General features: G+C 45.9%; 13 protein-coding genes. 4 read left to right on the forward strand and 9 right to left on the reverse strand.

Annotated features, from left to right (window positions below; all coding sequences use genetic code 11):
• Positions 1–37: 37 nt before the first annotated feature.
• Both yjgA and AB9H30_RS07285 read left to right on the forward strand, forming a co-directional pair.
• Positions 38–589, forward strand: coding sequence for a ribosome biogenesis factor YjgA (yjgA, locus tag AB9H30_RS07280; protein WP_371193992.1), 552 nt, complete (start codon positions 38–40; stop codon positions 587–589).
• A gap of 2 nt (positions 590–591) precedes the next feature.
• Positions 592–789: a DUF3012 domain-containing protein gene (locus tag AB9H30_RS07285; RefSeq protein WP_371193993.1), complete on the forward strand. Its 198-nt coding sequence runs from the start codon at positions 592–594 to the stop codon at positions 787–789.
• A 13-nt stretch (positions 790–802) separates the two neighbouring features.
• Here the strand turns inward: AB9H30_RS07285 and AB9H30_RS07290 are convergent, their stop codons facing one another.
• The 9 genes from AB9H30_RS07290 to AB9H30_RS07330 all read right to left on the reverse strand — a co-directional run bounded on the left by AB9H30_RS07290 (position 803) and on the right by AB9H30_RS07330 (position 13705).
• Positions 803–2665 (reverse strand): diguanylate cyclase, encoded by a 1863-nt coding sequence (locus AB9H30_RS07290; RefSeq protein WP_371194083.1) that lies wholly within the window; start codon positions 2663–2665, stop codon positions 803–805.
• 287 nt (positions 2666–2952) lie between these two features.
• Positions 2953–6072: an efflux RND transporter permease subunit gene (locus AB9H30_RS07295; RefSeq protein WP_371193994.1), complete on the reverse strand. Its 3120-nt coding sequence runs from the start codon at positions 6070–6072 to the stop codon at positions 2953–2955.
• The gene (locus AB9H30_RS07300) at positions 6069–7775 is read right to left on the reverse strand and encodes an efflux RND transporter periplasmic adaptor subunit (RefSeq protein ID WP_371193995.1); all 1707 of its coding nucleotides are present in this window, start codon (positions 7773–7775) and stop codon (positions 6069–6071) included. Before AB9H30_RS07300 ends, AB9H30_RS07295 begins: the two co-directional genes overlap by 4 nt.
• On the reverse strand, positions 7775–9277 hold the full coding sequence (locus tag AB9H30_RS07305) for a TolC family protein (protein ID WP_371193996.1): 1503 nt from the start codon (positions 9275–9277) through the stop codon (positions 7775–7777). The genes AB9H30_RS07300 and AB9H30_RS07305 overlap by 1 nt, the downstream gene beginning before the upstream one ends.
• Before the next feature lie 96 nt (positions 9278–9373).
• Positions 9374–9751, reverse strand: a complete 378-nt coding sequence (locus AB9H30_RS07310) for a DUF3619 family protein (RefSeq protein ID WP_371193997.1) — start codon at positions 9749–9751, stop codon at positions 9374–9376.
• A gap of 276 nt (positions 9752–10027) precedes the next feature.
• Positions 10028–11404: an NAD(P)(+) transhydrogenase (Re/Si-specific) subunit beta gene (locus tag AB9H30_RS07315; RefSeq protein WP_371193998.1), complete on the reverse strand. Its 1377-nt coding sequence runs from the start codon at positions 11402–11404 to the stop codon at positions 10028–10030.
• Positions 11394–11687, reverse strand: a complete 294-nt coding sequence (locus AB9H30_RS07320) for an NAD(P) transhydrogenase subunit alpha (RefSeq protein WP_371193999.1) — start codon at positions 11685–11687, stop codon at positions 11394–11396. The genes AB9H30_RS07315 and AB9H30_RS07320 overlap by 11 nt, the downstream gene beginning before the upstream one ends.
• Positions 11687–12835 carry an NAD(P) transhydrogenase subunit alpha gene (locus tag AB9H30_RS07325; RefSeq protein WP_371194000.1) on the reverse strand — a complete coding sequence of 383 codons (1149 nt, stop codon included), beginning with the start codon at positions 12833–12835 and terminating at the stop codon, positions 11687–11689. The genes AB9H30_RS07320 and AB9H30_RS07325 overlap by 1 nt, the downstream gene beginning before the upstream one ends.
• Positions 12836–13219: 384 nt before the next feature.
• The gene (locus AB9H30_RS07330) at positions 13220–13705 is read right to left on the reverse strand and encodes a DUF4174 domain-containing protein (protein WP_371194001.1); all 486 of its coding nucleotides are present in this window, start codon (positions 13703–13705) and stop codon (positions 13220–13222) included.
• An 88-nt stretch (positions 13706–13793) separates the two neighbouring features.
• On the opposite strand from AB9H30_RS07330, the gene AB9H30_RS07335 reads away from it, so the two are divergent.
• Both AB9H30_RS07335 and AB9H30_RS07340 read left to right on the forward strand, forming a co-directional pair.
• Positions 13794–15944, forward strand: a complete 2151-nt coding sequence (locus tag AB9H30_RS07335; protein ID WP_371194002.1) for a protein-disulfide reductase DsbD family protein — start codon at positions 13794–13796, stop codon at positions 15942–15944.
• A gap of 1 nt (position 15945) precedes the next feature.
• On the forward strand, positions 15946–16575 hold the full coding sequence (locus AB9H30_RS07340) for a redoxin domain-containing protein (RefSeq protein WP_371194003.1): 630 nt from the start codon (positions 15946–15948) through the stop codon (positions 16573–16575).
• The last annotated feature ends 13 nt before the right edge of the window (positions 16576–16588 follow it).

Here is a 16588-nt window from a genome sequence, read left to right on the forward strand (position 1 = left end):
CGCCCAGTCTAGCACTATTGATATAAAAAAACGCCCTATGAATAACGACGTATTTGATTCTGACCCTTTTGATTCTGAAGACAAAGGTGAGCACTACGGCTCAGAAGAATTTTCAAGCAAAACGCAGCTTAAACTCGCTTCTGAAGAACTCAAAAAGCTAGGCCTCGAACTCGTGGGTTTAACTAAGGGTGAGCTTCAAAAAACACCTCTAGACGACGAGCTCAAGCACGCTTTAGAAGTGGCTGCAAAAATCAACCGCAAAAAAGAAGGCTTTAGACGCCAAATACAGCTCATTGGCAAGCTCCTGCGCCAGCGCGATGTAGCGCCCATTAAACTGGCTTTAGACAAACTACGCAATGACCACACTCATACCGTAAAAATCTTCCATGAGCTTGAAAAAGCTCGTGATGAAATGATTCGCGAGGGTAACGACGGCGTGCAGGCAGTGATGGAAAAACACCCTCAGCTTGATAGACAAAAATTGCGGCAGTTAGTGCGCACCGCAGCTAAAGAAGCAAAAGAGAACAAACCGCCGGCTGCATCTCGTGAACTATTCAAATATTTAAAAGCAGAACTAGTAAGGCAGTGACCATGAAATATCCAACACATTTTATCAGCTCAACAAAGGCTAAAGTCTTTGCAACATGCCTCTTAATTATTTCTTTAAACGGCTGCTCAGTGCTCACCGGCACCAAAGTATGGTGTGAGTATATGGAAGAAAAATCAAAAGCAGATTGGAGTATTAATGAAGCTAAAGAGTACGCCAAGAACTGTGTGTTTGAAGACTAACGACTCACTTTTGTTACCTTGGACGACTACTTTGAGAATTTTCAGTATGCACTACGATTCTATTGCGCCCAGCTTCTTTTGCTGCATACAAGGCGTTGTCAGCATATTTCATAGTGTGGCCAGTTGTAGAGCTAGCATCCATCAATGCAACACCTGCGCTGATGGTCATCTGGATATGATAGTCCTCGCCTACAAGTGGGAGTAACTCAAGCTGTTTACGCAGTTTTTCTATTCTAGATGCGCCCTCTTCTAATGTTGTTTTCGGCATAATAATACAAAACTCTTCACCACCAGCGCGAGCAACAATGTCACTTAAGGATGCACGTCGACTTAAAATAGACGCTACATGCTGAATTGCTTTGTCGCCAACATCATGGCCATATGTATCGTTTACAGATTTGAACCTATCAATGTCAATCAACGCGATACAGCAAGCCTCATCAAACTGTTTTGCTAAGATATGTTCTTTTTCGAGTGCTTTGTTGAGCGCATAGCGATTCAACAAGCTAGTAAGCGAATCATGACTAGCATGATATACCGCATTTTCAAGAGCTTCTTGTTTTGTGGAATTAAGTCCATCAAACATATCCACTATTTCGTTGTACCTTTTGGCTACCTCAAAGGATTCAGAGCTCGTATCAACCGCAATTTTACTCAGTACATCACCTGTTTTTATATTTTCAGAAAGCTGGGAAATCATATCTGCATTTGTGGCTAATAAATTATGCTCTGAGATATTCAAACCCATAATTTCGTCTTCTGCAGATACCCGCAGACTCACTATTTTGTTAATGATTAACATCACCAAATAGCTGGCGCCAAAGGTAAACAAAGCCACAGCAACAACACCAATAAACTGCACCGAAATTGCGCCTAGTCTACTTTGTTCATCAGCTAAAGGAACGACAAACCCTGCCGCAATAGTTGCGAAAATACCGCCTGCTAGATGCACGGGTACCACGCCGATAACATCGTCTATTTTATATTTGTTTAGTAATGCATTAATCGGAATAACTATCGGTCCAGCCAGCATCCCAAAAATAATGGCTTGATAAGGAAGTAAAATATTTGCGGAACCCGTGATTGTGACCAATCCAACAAGGCCGCCATTGATCAAGGGGATCACCAATGCTTTTCGATACAAACAATAAGTCAGTAATATAGCCGAAAACATCCCGGATGTTCCGCCTAAAAGAGTATTTAAAATGATGGTCGCCACTGATGCATCAAAACGCAATAAACTGCCGCCATTAAACCCTAACCAGCCAACCCAAATTAATAATGTGCCGATTGCACTTAGGGTAATCGAGGAGGTGTTGATTGGACCTCCACCTTCGCCAAACCGACCAATTCTTGGACCAATGATGAGCATTGCTGCTAGCGCTACCCAGCCTGCAACCGAATGAACAACGGTGGCGCCTGCATAATCGTAAAATCCAAGCTTTGCTAGCCAACCGGTGCTGGACTCGTGAATAATGTGGCCTCCCCAAATCCAATTTCCCACAATAGGGTATATAAAACCGCTGACCACAATAGAAATAGCGATATAACCTAAAAAAGACATCCGTTCTGCAACGGCGCCTGACACTAGGGTAATTGCGGTTGCACAAAACATCGCTTGGAATAGAAAAAAGACGACTATTTTATGATCAAGCCCATTGAATACTGGGTGAAAGCTGCCTATGAAGCTATTGGTGCTATAAAACATCAAGCCAAAACCAAATAAGCCATAAAACAAAAAGGCGATGGTTAGGTCGACAAGGTTCTTCATAACTACGTTCGAGCTATTCTTACTTCGGACTAGCCCTGATTCTAAGCACATAAAACCAGCTTGCATGAGCAGTAACAAGCAACTGCAAAAAAGCAACCACATCATGTCGATTGTGTTTATGTCTAGCACATATATTTCCAAAAGTTAGTTTAATCAAACCGTTGCAGCGAGTAATGCTATGGTCTTGTTGTAATATTGCACTTAGGAAGCAAAGGTACTTCTATAGTCTATTGATTTAGATGCTGTTAGATTTATCGGCCAAAAATTATTTTCTTTGAGTCGAGCGGACTATAAAACTTATGAAATAATAAATAAATATAGACGAACCGGTCCGCTAGCAGACCGATTCGCAATGGATACATTTAACAGCGAGGGCTTATTTTTCCAAAGTTTTATTTGATGTGCTGCTTTCGCCATATAAGATAAATGGCTGGCAATACTAATAAAGTAAGTATCAACGCGCTGATCATGCCGCCCACCATCGGTGCCGCAATCCGGCTCATCACTTCCGAGCCCGTTCCAGTGCCGTACAGCACTGGCAACAAGCCTAAAATGATCGAGGCTGATGTCATCATCACCGGGCGCATGCGCATGCCTGCGCCTTCTTGTACCGCTGCTTTTAGCAGAGTAAGGCTCGGGCTTTGCTTTTCGTTATCACATCGTGTCAGCATCTTTTGATAGGCTTGATTTAGATAAACCAACATGATCACGCCAATTTCTACCGCTACGCCAGCAAGCGCAATAAAGCCGACACCCACCGCTACTGAAAAGTTAAAACCTTCCAAATACAGCAGCCAAATGCCCCCCACCATGGCAAATGGCAGCGTACCAATGATGATGCTGACCTCGGCTAAATTTCTAAAGTTGAGATACAGCAGTACAATGATGATCGCTAAAGTCAGCGGCAGCACATAAGTCAGTTTATCTTTAGCACGGGTCATATACTCATACTGCCCCGACCAATTAATTGCATAACCCGCTGGCAACACTAACTGCTCACTCACCGCCTGTTGAGCCGTGGCAACATAGTGCCCAATATCAATATTTTCGATATCAATAAACACCCAACCATTTGGTCGTGCATTTTCACTTTTGATGCCTGCAGGGCCTTGTTCAATAACAATGTTCGCGACATCGCCTAAAGCAATATGTGCGCCGCTGGGCGTTACAATAGGCATATTGTTTAAGGCTTCTGGCGAATCTCGGTAGGCCTGTGGATAGCGCACATTAATAGGGTAGCGCTCTAAGCCTTCAACGCTTTGCCCCACATTCATGCCGCCCACCGCACCGGAGACAATTTGCTGCACGTCGGCAATGTTAAGTCCGTATCGAGCCGCCTGAATTCGGTCGATGTCAATATTGATATAGCGTCCACCGGCTACGCGCTCTGAGTAAACCGATGCGGTGCCTTCAACCTTACCCAATATGGTCTCTAGCTGTTGACCAATCTGTTGAATAATTTCCAGATCAGGGCCGCCAATCTTTATTCCCACAGGCGTTTTAATACCTGTGGCTAGCATGTCGATGCGCGTTTTGATGGGCATCACCCAAGCGTTGGTTACCCCGGGTAAATCCACCAACGTGTTTAGTTCGGTAATCAACTTGTCGGTGGTCATGCCTGCACGCCATTGAGACTTTGGTCTTAATTGAATAAAGGTTTCAATCATGGTCAATGGCGCTGGGTCAGTCGCGGTTTCAGCTCGCCCTACTTTGCCAAACACGGTTTGGACTTCGGGCAGGGTTTTGATCAGCTTATTGGTTTGCTGCAGCAGCTCTCTGGCTTTGCCCACCGAAACACCCGCATAGGTAGTGGGCATATACATCAAATCCCCTTCATCTAAAGATGGGATAAATTCACTGCCAATTTTGCTCACGGGCCAAACGCCAATGATGAGTATCAAAACCGATGCGAAAATCGCGGACTTTGGGAAGTTCAACACCAGCTTTAAACAGGGCGCATAGATTGCTGAGAGTACCCGATTCACCGTATTTTTGTTTTCGGGAAGTATTTTGCCTCTAACAAAGTAGCCCATCAGCACCGGCACCAAAGTAATCGCTAAGGCCGCGGCGGCCGCCATAGCATATGTTTTGGTATAGGCTAAGGGCGAAAACATGCGGCCCTCCTGCGCCTCTAGCGTAAACACCGGCACAAAACTCACAGTTATTATTAGCAGGCTAAAAAACAGCGCTGGGCCTACTTCAGTAGCCGAGTCAATTACCACTTGCCAACGGTTTTCTTTGGTTAGCGGCGTTTGTTCGATATGTTTGTGCATGTTCTCTACCATCACGATGGCGCCGTCGATCATCGCCCCAATTGCTATGGCGATTCCGCCCAGCGACATAATATTCGCGTTGATGCCCTGCATGTACATGATAATAAACGCTACTAAAATGCCCACCGGCAAACTGATGATGGCCACCATCGATGAGCGCATGTGAAACAAAAATGCGATACACACCAATATCACGACGACAAATTCAGCCACTAATTTCCAAGTCAGATTGTCTACGGCACGTTCGATTAAGGCCGAGCGGTCGTAGACCGTGACAATCTCGACTCCCTCAGGCAAACCTTTTTGCAGTTGCTCGAGCTTAGCCTTCACGCCATTGATGGTTTTTTGGGCGTTTTCACCAAAGCGCATCACCACGATACCACCTACGGTTTCACCCTCGCCATTTAATTCCACCACGCCTCGACGCATTTGCGGACCAAGCTCAACCTTAGCGAGGTCTTTGATAAACAGAGGTGTGCCCTGACTGTTCATTCCGATGGGAATATTTTCGATATCTTGCTTACTTTGAATATAGCCGGTTGCCCGCACCATGTATTCGGCTTCGGCCATTTCAATCACCGAAGCTCCCACCTCTTGATTACCGCGGCTAATGGCCATCTGAATATGCGATAGGGGAATGCTGTGTGCTCGCAGTTTATTGGGGTCTACCTGCACTTGATATTGTTTAACCATGCCGCCTGCGCTGGCCACTTCAGACACCCCTGCTACGGTTTGCAGTTCGTACTTTAAAAACCAGTCTTGTAGGCTGCGCAATTCGCTCAAGTCATGCTGCCCGCTTCTATCGACCAATGCATACAAATAAATCCAGCCCACTCCCGTTGCATCTGGCCCTAGTTGGGGTTTGGCCGCTTCGGGCAGCGTTGGTGCCACTTGTGATAAGTATTCGAGCACGCGGCTTCGAGCCCAGTAGATGTCGGTACTGTCATCAAAAATGATATACACATACGAGTCACCAAAAAACGAAAATCCTCGAACGGTTTTTGCACCGGGTACCGACAGTAAAGCAGTCGTTAACGGATAGGTTACCTGATCTTGCACCACCTGAGGCGCCTGACCCGGATAGCTGGTTTTTACAATCACCTGCACATCTGACAAATCAGGTATTGCATCTACCGGCGTATTTTTAAGCGTAAATAAGCCGCCGCCAATAATGATGATGGTGGCCAGCAGCACAAAAAATCGATTATAAACCGACCAACGAATAATCGCGCCTATCATAAATCAGATGCTCCCTTGTGATGCTTATGCGCTGGCTTTTGCATTGCTTGGTCCATTTGCATGTCATTCTTTTGCATATTGTCCATTTGCATATTTTCCATCATCTCATCATCATTCATCTGCATATGGTGCATATGCTCATCAGCCGACATATCCATTAGCATCGACTCGTGGGCACCATGTTCATGGCCATCTGCATGATCACCTTTCATAATATGCACGGTATTGACCTGATACATGCCCGTGGGTAAGCGAGTAATTTCCACATGAATATTCATGCCTTCGGTCAAACTAGTCATGTCGACTGCCTCGGCAACCATAAAGTCCATGGTCATCGCGCCCATATTCCATGCGCTGAGTTCACCATGACTTAAGTTCAGCTTGCGTTCACTTAGCATGATGCTATTGACTTGCGCCTCAGTCCAAACCGTTACTGGCATCTCGGCAGGGGGCAACATACGCATAAAGTCAGAATTAATACTGCTTTCAGAATCCAGCAGAAACTGCGCAGATGTTACAACTTTGTCGCCTGCTCTTAGCCCCGAAAGAATCTCTATATAATCCCCTTCAATGCGCCCAAGGCTGACTTCTATGGACTTAAATTTCCCCTCGCCCTTGGCTAACACTACACGGTTTTGACGGCCGGTGCGGATCACCGCTTGTGACGGCACCACAAGGTGACGCTGGGGCACAATCGCATCCTTGTCTTGATTGCTGTGAATACTCACACTGGCGTACATGTTAGGCTTGAGCTGATAGTCAGGATTATCAAAGCGAACTCTTGCTTTCACGGTGCGTGTACTGCTGTCTAAGCTAGGGTAGATATAGTCAATATTGCCCTGCCACTGCTGGCCCGGCGCATAATCCACCCGCATATCAACTGTCTGCTCAAGCGCCAATTGCGCGGCGTCTCTTGCAAAAATATCCACATCGACCCACACCTCGTCTAAAGCACCAATAGACATCAAAGTATTACTAGGCTGCACAAAAAAGCCTTGGCGAACATTCAGGTTATCGACAAAACCCGTTTGCGGCGCGGTGAAGGTCAGGTTTTGCTGTACGCTGCGTGTTTCGCTTAGACGCGTAATGGCAGATTCCGGCACTTGTAGCGCAGTCAAACGCGATTTAGCTGCTCGAATAAGATTACTATTAGAACGCTGCAGGGCGAGCAAGTATTCTTCCTGAGCGTTGACTAGTTCTGGTGAATATAGCGAATACAAAGGTGCGCCTTTTTCCACATAATCGCCGGTAGCTTTTACAAATAGTTGTTCTATCCAGCCCTCTACGCGCGGGTGAATGTGCACCAAAGTATCTTCGTTGTAACGCACGATACCCACAGTGTGGATCATGCTGTCGAGCACCATTAACCTTGCCATGGTGGTTTTCACGCCTAGATTATTTTCAATATTGGCTGAAATCGTCACGGTGCCGGGCGAATCATCGTTATTTTGATTAGCGTATACCGGCACTAAATCCATGCCCATGGGCGATTTACCGGGCGCATCTCGTCTAAAATTTGGGTCCATGGGTGCCACCCAGTAAAGGGGTTCGTTTGCATCCTTTGCGGCATTTAGTGAGCCATTCCCATGCAAACTGCTATGTGAGCCATGATTGAAGGCGGTGTAGGTCAGCGTTACGCCAACACCCAACGTCACACCGATTGCGGTACCCAAAAGAACTTTTTTGATTGATGACTGGGCCATTATTGGGCTCCTGATGTTGATTGAACAGACGACTCTTGCAAAGCGTCTTGTCTAGATGATTGGATCGATTGCGCCTGCACAAAAAAGTAGCCCATTTGCATTTTGGTTTTGAGCAGTTCTACTTCGATGTTTAAAGCGTCTAGTTGAGCATTTAGCACAGCGATGCGAGCGCGCGCCACTTCAGCAAAGTCGCCTTCGTCGTTGGTATAAGCGGTGAGCGTGGCTTCTGCCTGCTGCTGGGTTTGCGTAATAAACCGTTCTTCGTATAAATTCTGGCGCGCTAACAGGCGTTGATAGCTTGCATATACCGCGCGCAAACTCGACATCATATTGCGTATAGTCAAGCGCTTTTCTGTTTTGATTGCTTCGGCTTCATTGACGGCAGAAGATAGCTCTTGGTCTTGCCTATTTTCGGTAAATAAAGGCAGGTCAACACTAAAACCTACCGACAAAAAGTCTGCTCGACTGCGATCCATGGGGTCATCATCACGATAAGCGTAGCTGGCGTTTACGCCCCACTGGGGTTTATATTTTTGTTTCGCCAATTCGATGCCGGTCTGCCCGGCTGAAATTTTTTGTTGAATGGATTGGATCATCGGGTGCATTGTCAGCATCTCGGCCAACTGCTGTTGATCACCGCTTACGATGAGACGACTTAAACCTTGAAAGTCATGCGGGTTAACATTTGCGTTAAAATTCGCATGCTGTTGCAACATAAGCGCAAGACTATTAGGCACCAAGTCGGGCAAGGCCTCGGGAAGTTCAAACACTTGTGCACTGCCGAGCTTATGAGATCCAGAATACTTCGCAGCGTCATCTCTTTTAACGCCTTCTTCGATGGCAATCCATTCACTGAGCTTTTCGATGGCTTGCGCCTCTTGTGCACTGAGCATCAGCAATCTGTCTTCAATGCGCACCAACTCCAATTCGGCCTGCAAAAGATCTTGCTGACGCGTATTGCCTAAACCGGAAGCGTAATTAGTCTCGGCTATATCGCCAAGCTGCTCAAAAAGCGCTCGGTCATTTTCAATTAAGCGCATGCTGGCTTTGGCTCGATACGCATCAAGCCACAAAAGCGCTGCAGTCACCGCCACATTAGCCTGGCGATTTTGGCGCATAAACGGCTGTTGCTGAGACATCTCAAGCTGCTGCTGACGCTGAAATCTAAGCGTGTCACCCCGCGGGAACATTTGCGAGATACCGGCCTTAAGCTGAGTCATAGGCTCTTGATTAAAATCATAGCCATCGGTGGGCAGATTCGCGATACCGACTGACATCACAGGATCCGGCATTGACGATAGCGCAACGCTTCGGGCAAGTGCGGCTCTCTCTTGAAACTCACTTTTTTGCAGCCAAGGGTCGTTATGGATGGCGAGCGATATGGCCCTTTCAAGGGTCAATAGATGGCTATTGGTATCTTCGCCTTTCGCATGCGATGCTACAGATATAATTAATACAAACGCTAAACTTATGGCTAAGGCGGTGTGTTTAAAACAAGTCATGATATTTATCTCTATCGCGCATTGCTAAAAGCAATACAACGTCAATAAGGCCTGCAAAATGTGCAGACGTCTTAATTTTTGAGCAGATCTAGGCTGCTAAAGAGATAGAGGTTTGGGTGGGCGCTGCGGATGATTGAGTATTGCCGAGGCAACACTTGTTGTCAGTTCTGCCTGCTGAAAGCTGAGCAAGGCTAGCGATTTTACGAGTGGATTGTCGGTTATTATCCCAACCGTAATAATACTAGGGGGACAGCTACACTGCTGCTGGCAACATTCACACATGGCAGATTGGTCATCACTCATACTTTCGCTACTCATAGCGTGCCCAGCGTGAGCGTTCATTGGTAAATCATCAGCAAGCATTATCGCATCCGTCTTTTCCATGCATGACATAGATTGACAGGCAAAGGCGTCTGCTACTTGTGAAAACAGCAGTAACAGTAACAATACGATTTGAATTGATTTACTTCGCATTTAACCTACTTTGTGTTTTAGATTGCCTCCAATTTAGATTGCATTGCATTTAAGCAGCGCACTAAATTTAGCTCACTAAACATGATTTACACCAAACATTAAGCTTTATGTCGTAACACCGCAGATCATAGTTGACGATATCCCTTTTTACAAGTGTCAGATCAGCTAGCAATAGTCTGACCTAACACCTTCGTTAAAAGATACCCTAATATGTGGCAACAATGTATAGCCGACAATCTATAGTCAAAAATAATGCTGAATGTACAAACACATTCCCTAATCTGCAAACTGTCGAATAATGTTGTTCAAAGACTCTTTCGCATCGCCAAAAATCATTCGCGCATTGTCTTTAAAAAACAGCGGGTTGTCGATACCTGCAAAGCCGGATGCCATTGAGCGCTTCATAATAAACACATTTTTAGCTAAGTCTGCGTTAATAATTGGCATGCCATAAATAGGGCTACCTTTCATTTCTCGCGCCGCCGGATTTACCACATCGTTTGCGCCAATCACAATTGCTACGTCATAGTTCTCCATGCGAGGATTAACTTCATCCATCTCTAGCAGCAGTTCGTAAGGAACATCGGCCTCGGCTAATAACACGTTCATATGTCCCGGCATGCGCCCAGCTACTGGGTGGATACCATAAACCACTTCGGCTCCATTAGCCTCTAATAAGCTCTGTAGCTCCTTCATTGCATGCTGTGCCTGCGCCACTGCCATACCGTATCCGGGGATCACGAGCACCGACTGCGAAGCTTCAAGGGTATAGTATGCATCTTCGCAAGATATCGCCTTTATCTCGCCTTCAATCTTGATGGTTTCACCTGAAACCGCTTGAAACCCAGAAAACAACACATTACTGAGCGAGCGATTCATCGCTTTACACATGATGCTGGTGAGAATGATGCCGCTAGCACCTACTAAGGCACCGGCAACAATCAACAAATTATTACTCATCGCAATACCTGCTGCGCAAGCTGCTAGACCTGAGTAACTATTCAGTAACGAAATGACGACCGGCATATCCGCACCACCAATCGGCAGCACTAGCATCACGCCCAACACTAAACACAAGCCAACAAAGATAAAGGCATACACATATTCTTGAGGCATGATTACCGCGGCAGCGGCAAGGCCTATTATACATAGCAGCAATATTGAATTGGCAAACGCTTGGCCTTTAAATACCATCGCTTTGCTTTTGATCAGTATGCTCATTTTGCCGCTGAGTTTTGACCATGCCACTAAACTACCGGTGAAGGTCACGCCGCCAATGGCTATGGCAATAAGTAAGATGATCACAATATACGCGGGCAGAGCGCCCGACATCAGCATCACCAAAGACACCACTAAACTGGCTAGACCACCTACCCCATTGAGCAGAGAAACCATTTCAGGCATAGAGGTTAACTGGACTTTTTTTGCAATAATCAAACCAACCACAGCACCTAAGCCTAATGACAATGCAATCCATTCGTAGCCTATGATGTTTTGGTCAATTAAGGTAATACAAATGGCTAACAGCATGCCTAGGGCAGACAGCAAATTACCCTTACGAGCGGTGCTAGGATGGCTAAGCAGTTTTAATCCAAAAATAAATAGCGCAGCGCTAACAATGTAAACACTGTTGATGATCAATTCATTTTGCATTGCGCTCTCCTTTGCCTTTGAACATCCCTAGCATCCGATCGGTAACCACGTAACCGCCCACTACATTGATGGTGGCAAGGAATACAGCAAACGCACCGAGTATCTGCGACAGGGTATTTGATTCACCGCCAGCAAATACGATGGCGCCCACTACCGTGATGCCCGAAACAGCGTTTGCGCCTGACATTAGCGGGGTGTGCAGGGTGGCGGGTACTTTACGGATAAGCTCAAACCCTAAAAATATGGCGAGCACCAAAATCATGGTCAAATAAATAAACGACATTATGCGCTCTCCTTAGCATAGTGAGCTTTTACAATGGGGTTAACAAGATTGCCTTTATGGGTAAGCAAGGCTGAGTTTAGAACTTCGTCTGCATCATCAATCACTAAAGATTGCGTTTCTGCATCCCACATGTCTTGAATCAAGGCTTGGAGGTTATTCCCGTACATTTGGCTGGCATCGAGCGCAACTTGACTGGCCCAATTGCCTGTGCCAATCACTTTAACCCCATGAAAGTCGATAATTTCGCCCGCGACAGAGGCCTCCACGTTTCCGCCATCTTGCGCCGCCATGTCGACGATAACTGACCCTGGCTTCATGCGATTAATCACTTCGTTAGTAATTAGCACCGGAGGTTTGCGGCCAAACAGTTGCGCGGTGGTGATCACGATATCGGAGTCTGCAATACACTGTGCTTGAGCTTCTTGCTGCTTTAAGAGCTGTTCTGGGGTGAGCGCTTTTGCATAACCCTGGGCGGTAGACTCGGTTTTACCTAAATCTATCTGTAAAAACTTGGCGCCTAAGGACTGCACCTGCTGCGCCACTTCTTCACGGGTATCGTAAGCAATAACGCTTGCGCCCATGCGCTTAGCGGTAGCGATTGCCTGAAGTCCTGCCACACCAGCACCGATAATAAACACCTTCGCGGGCTTTAAGGTGCCGGCGGGCGTCATCATCATTGGCAGTGTTTTATTTAGATTCGACATGGCATTTAGCACCATCACGTAACCTGCTAAACTGGCTTGAGAGCTCAATGCATCCATTTTTTGACAGCGGCTAATTCGCGGCACCATCTCCATGGCGATCATCGAACGACCGCTTGATTGCACCTGATTAAGATGCGCTTGGTGATTGAATGGGTCAAAAAAACTGACGCTCAGAGCAGTTTGTGGAGTAAGGTTAAAATCTTCAAATGACAAGGCGTCGACAGAAAGCACCGCGTCGGCCTTTGTGAGGGCGTCTTTGCGATTGTTAAAAATCTCAGCTCCTGCTTCGATATACTCTTGGTCGGCAATACCGACACTCTCACCTAGACCAGACTGGACCAATACAGTGGCCCCTAATCGCTTATACGCTTTGGCGTTTTCAGGCAATAGCGCGCAGCGTTTTTCAAGGGCGTTACCCTCTTTTGTGAATACGAGTATGCTCATATTTATTCCTTGATTTAAGGCACTATTTATCTGACTCACATTAATATGTGAGCTCACTCATGTTCAGTCGTTGGGTACTTGCCTTTTTAAAAAGGTCTTGTAATTAGCTGTGAATATGTAACTGTAAATTGTTTGGTGTCAATCAACTCTTTAAGCTTGCTTTAAGCAGTCATTTAAACGCTAGCGTGGTACTACTCAAAATTGAATGTGCCATTATTTCTCTCAAGGTCTTGCCTAAAATTTATGCTTGTTCAATCAACAAACTCATAACACCAACAATGCATATTTTTGTCAAACCATTTATGTCATATCATATTACCAATTAGGCTTATATGCTTTGTTGCGATTTCTCTCTTTCATCCACAAACATTGAGGTGACTTTACTCAACGCTGATTTCGTCTTAGCTGCTGCTGACGCATAGGCATTCCATCAATATCAGCAAACACTTGCCTTAAATTGATTGATTGATTCGCTGTTGGCCAGTCATAAAAAGACTTTAGGCCACCGTCAAGACCAATCAAGACGCTGGTTTTTCCTGCTAAGCCTTGCTGAATTGCTTTTGCATTAAGCGAGGTTCTTTCTATTAAAGCATCCCCCGTTGTAGGGGCTTCAACAAGCTCAAGCCCTTTTAGCAAGAGTACCTTTAACTTGCGTTCTTTTATCATTTGACTGTTATCACTTAATGCATCGAGCAAGTCATCAGTACTTTGTAGGTCTTCGATATTAATGATAAGCACACGATACTGCCACTGCCAATCAGATAGTTTGATTGCTTGCTCGCCAACTTCAATATCAGGATCAGTCGCATATAAGCTCGAAGCATTTACAAGCATCAAAAGCAGTAGCGTACTTGTGCACTTTATGGTCATAATTTCCGTAACTAGATTTACTTAATTTTGGATACATTTATATTCGCACTATTGACGAAAAATATCCAAAACATGTTCTATGGAATAAATGATGTTATCTACCCGTTTTTTCAAACTCAGCGCAGCGATATCGAGCTTGTTAATGCTTAGCCTTTTGTTTGCATTGCTGAGTGCATTTACTAGCGTATCTGCTCACGCAACAGAGTCGCTAGAGCGCCCTGACCTCTCTAGTTTTGCCGCTCAGCAGTATGCAACTGGCCCGCATATCGAAGTATTTTTGCTACATAGTAAAACGACCTTAGTGCCGGGAGAAAATATTGAGCTCGGCGTATTGTTTATGCCAGAAGCGCAGTGGCATACCTACTGGCGCAACCCCGGTGATTCGGGAGAGGCGCCCACAATCAAATGGCAAGTTGAGCAAGCCCTCAGTTTTGGCGATATTCAGTGGCCTTTGCCCAAAGCGATTCCGATAGCGCATCTCGTCAACTATGGTTACGAAGGTGCCAACCTGCTGATGGTCGAGGTAGATATTCCCGAAGTAATTGACCGGTCAATGCTCAACGATAAGCAAGAGCTAAAGATAACTGCGGACGTCTCTTGGCTCGTATGCAAAGAAGACTGCATACCCGGATGGGCAACCCTAAGTATGCACCTTCCCGTTGCTCAGAGCAGCGAGCCTTCCGTGCACAGCGAACTTTTTGAGAAGACAAAAACCCTATTACCCAGCTCACAAATAAAATCAGGCCTGTTTGAAATCACCGACAATGCGGTGGTGTTTGAAGTCAATGGGCTTAGCGAGCAACAATGGAAACTGTTTCCTTTTAGAAGTGACTTGGTCAATCACGCCTCAACCCAAAACCTCATTTATAGCGAGGACGCCACGCGTATCATCGTGCCGCGCTCTGATTACTTTAATGGCAAAGCACAAAGCCTTGGTTGGTTAATGAGCGATGGCAAGCAAGGTTTTTACGTAAATGGCGTGATAAACGCTGGCGCTGCCTCTGATGAAGCTGAGGCATCGGCGCTTTCTGCCAGCCAAGTGCTAGTGTTTATGCTAATGGCCTTTGCCGGTGGCCTGATACTCAACCTGATGCCATGTGTGCTACCTATTTTATCGATTAAGGCTATGGCTTTGCACAGCACGCAACAGGGCTTAAGCCATAAACTCGCCTATTTATTTGGGGTACTGTTCTGCTTTAACCTCTTTGCAGCCATCATCGTGATCTTGCAACAGAGCGGTCAACAGGTTGGCTGGGGATTTCATATGCAGGAGCCGGCTGTTGTTGTTGTACTAGCATTTTTGTTTACGCTAATTGCGTTGGTACTTTTAGATGCACTGGCGGTAAGTTCACGGCTGTCTAATGTCGGCTCTAGTCTAGTGTCTGGCGATAGCCCCGGCGCTCACTTTGCCACCGGCACCTTAGCCGTTATAGTGGCATCACCTTGCACAGCACCGTTTATGGCTGCCGCATTAGGTGTTGCTTTAGTGAGCGAGCCCTATATAACGTTTGTACTATTTAATGCGCTAGCGATTGGCTTTGCTCTGCCGCTAACTTTGCTGTTTTTATCCAAAAAAGCAATGAGCTACTTACCAAAGCCTGGGCCGTGGATGGAGACCTTTAAGCATGCATTGGCGTTTCCGATGTTTGCCACAGTTGCTTGGCTATGTTGGGTGTTTGCAGGCCAAATGGGTGCGCAGGCACAATTTGCATTGTTACTCGCTCTGATCCTGTTTTGTATGTTCATATGGTTACTCGGACGCTCAAGCAGCGGCCTTGGTAAAACCGTCAACAGTGCTGGCGTGCTAGCAAGCATCGCTTTGCCAATCTGGCTGAGTGTCACTGGCACCCTTGCTGTATCTAATGGAGCGGCAAGTGCCAATAGTGCATTGCCTTTTGTTGAATTTAATCAAAACACGCTCAAGCAATTGCGAGATGACAATCAAGTTGTAGTGGTCAATATGACCGCCGATTGGTGTATTACCTGTAAGGTCAATGAGCAGGTTGCATTTTCGAGCGACGAAGTCCGTGCGGCGCTCAAACAAAACAATGTGAACTATATGGTAGGTGACTGGACCAATAAAAACGACGAAATTTTACAATATTTAAGCCAATACGAACGCGCCGGCGTACCACTATATGTGATTTATGCAGGCAACAAAAACAAACAGGTGTTGCCGCAAATACTGACACCTAACACTGTTATAAATGCAATTAAACAAGCAAAAGAGGATCTGTAATATGTCAATTCGTACGTCAATGAAACAATCTTTCAAAACTTTAGTGGGCGTATTAGCGTTCACCCTCGCTGCCAGCGTCTCTGCAAAGGTCGAAGTAGATGCACCAGCACCTGGTTTTACGCTGACAAACAGTATGGGTGAAAGCGTATCGCTTAGTGATTTTCAAGGTCAGTATGTGATCCTCGAGTGGACTAACCATTTGTGCCCTTACGTGAAAAAGCATTATGACAGTGACAACATGCAAATGCTTCAGCGCAAATATACAGAGCAGGACGTAGTATGGCTGTCAATCATCTCCTCAGCAGAAGGAAAGCAAGGCTACGTCAGCGCCGATGAGGCAAACGAGCTTACCACCAGCCGCAACGCAGTGCCCACCCACGTATTATTTGATACGAGTGGCGTAGTCGGTAAGCAATATTCGGCTAAAACAACTCCTCATATGTACATTATTGACCCTGCTGGTGAGCTTAAATATGCCGGCGGTATAGACAGCATTAAATCGGCCAACCCTGCGGATATTCCGAAAGCTGATAACTATGTTGATATGGGAATGAGTTCATTGCTAAGCGGTGGCGAAGTAGAAAAGAAACTTACACCGCCCTATGGATGTTCTATTAAATATCAAAGCTAAATTTGAATAATCG

It is taken from the genome of Glaciecola sp. SC05 (assembly GCF_041380235.1).
In the GTDB taxonomy this organism is placed as follows: Bacteria; Pseudomonadota; Gammaproteobacteria; order Enterobacterales; family Alteromonadaceae; genus Glaciecola.

What these genes read in the sequence shown, in the direction of transcription:
- AB9H30_RS07295 (WP_371193994.1), bottom strand. Translation starts at nt 6,072, where the DNA reads ATGATAGGCGCGATTATTCGTTGGTCGGTTTATAATCGATTTTTTGTG.
- AB9H30_RS07285 (WP_371193993.1), top strand. Translation starts at nt 592, where the DNA reads ATGAAATATCCAACACATTTTATCAGCTCAACAAAGGCTAAAGTCTTT.
- AB9H30_RS07330 (WP_371194001.1), bottom strand. Translation starts at nt 13,705, where the DNA reads ATGACCATAAAGTGCACAAGTACGCTACTGCTTTTGATGCTTGTAAAT.
- AB9H30_RS07300 (WP_371193995.1), bottom strand. Translation starts at nt 7,775, where the DNA reads ATGGCCCAGTCATCAATCAAAAAAGTTCTTTTGGGTACCGCAATCGGT.
- AB9H30_RS07340 (WP_371194003.1), top strand. Translation starts at nt 15,946, where the DNA reads ATGTCAATTCGTACGTCAATGAAACAATCTTTCAAAACTTTAGTGGGC.
- yjgA (WP_371193992.1), top strand. Translation starts at nt 38, where the DNA reads ATGAATAACGACGTATTTGATTCTGACCCTTTTGATTCTGAAGACAAA.
- AB9H30_RS07290 (WP_371194083.1), bottom strand. Translation starts at nt 2,665, where the DNA reads ATGATGTGGTTGCTTTTTTGCAGTTGCTTGTTACTGCTCATGCAAGCT.
- AB9H30_RS07325 (WP_371194000.1), bottom strand. Translation starts at nt 12,835, where the DNA reads ATGAGCATACTCGTATTCACAAAAGAGGGTAACGCCCTTGAAAAACGC.
- AB9H30_RS07335 (WP_371194002.1), top strand. Translation starts at nt 13,794, where the DNA reads ATGATGTTATCTACCCGTTTTTTCAAACTCAGCGCAGCGATATCGAGC.
- AB9H30_RS07315 (WP_371193998.1), bottom strand. Translation starts at nt 11,404, where the DNA reads ATGCAAAATGAATTGATCATCAACAGTGTTTACATTGTTAGCGCTGCG.
- AB9H30_RS07305 (WP_371193996.1), bottom strand. Translation starts at nt 9,277, where the DNA reads ATGACTTGTTTTAAACACACCGCCTTAGCCATAAGTTTAGCGTTTGTA.
- AB9H30_RS07310 (WP_371193997.1), bottom strand. Translation starts at nt 9,751, where the DNA reads ATGCGAAGTAAATCAATTCAAATCGTATTGTTACTGTTACTGCTGTTT.
- AB9H30_RS07320 (WP_371193999.1), bottom strand. Translation starts at nt 11,687, where the DNA reads ATGTCGTTTATTTATTTGACCATGATTTTGGTGCTCGCCATATTTTTA.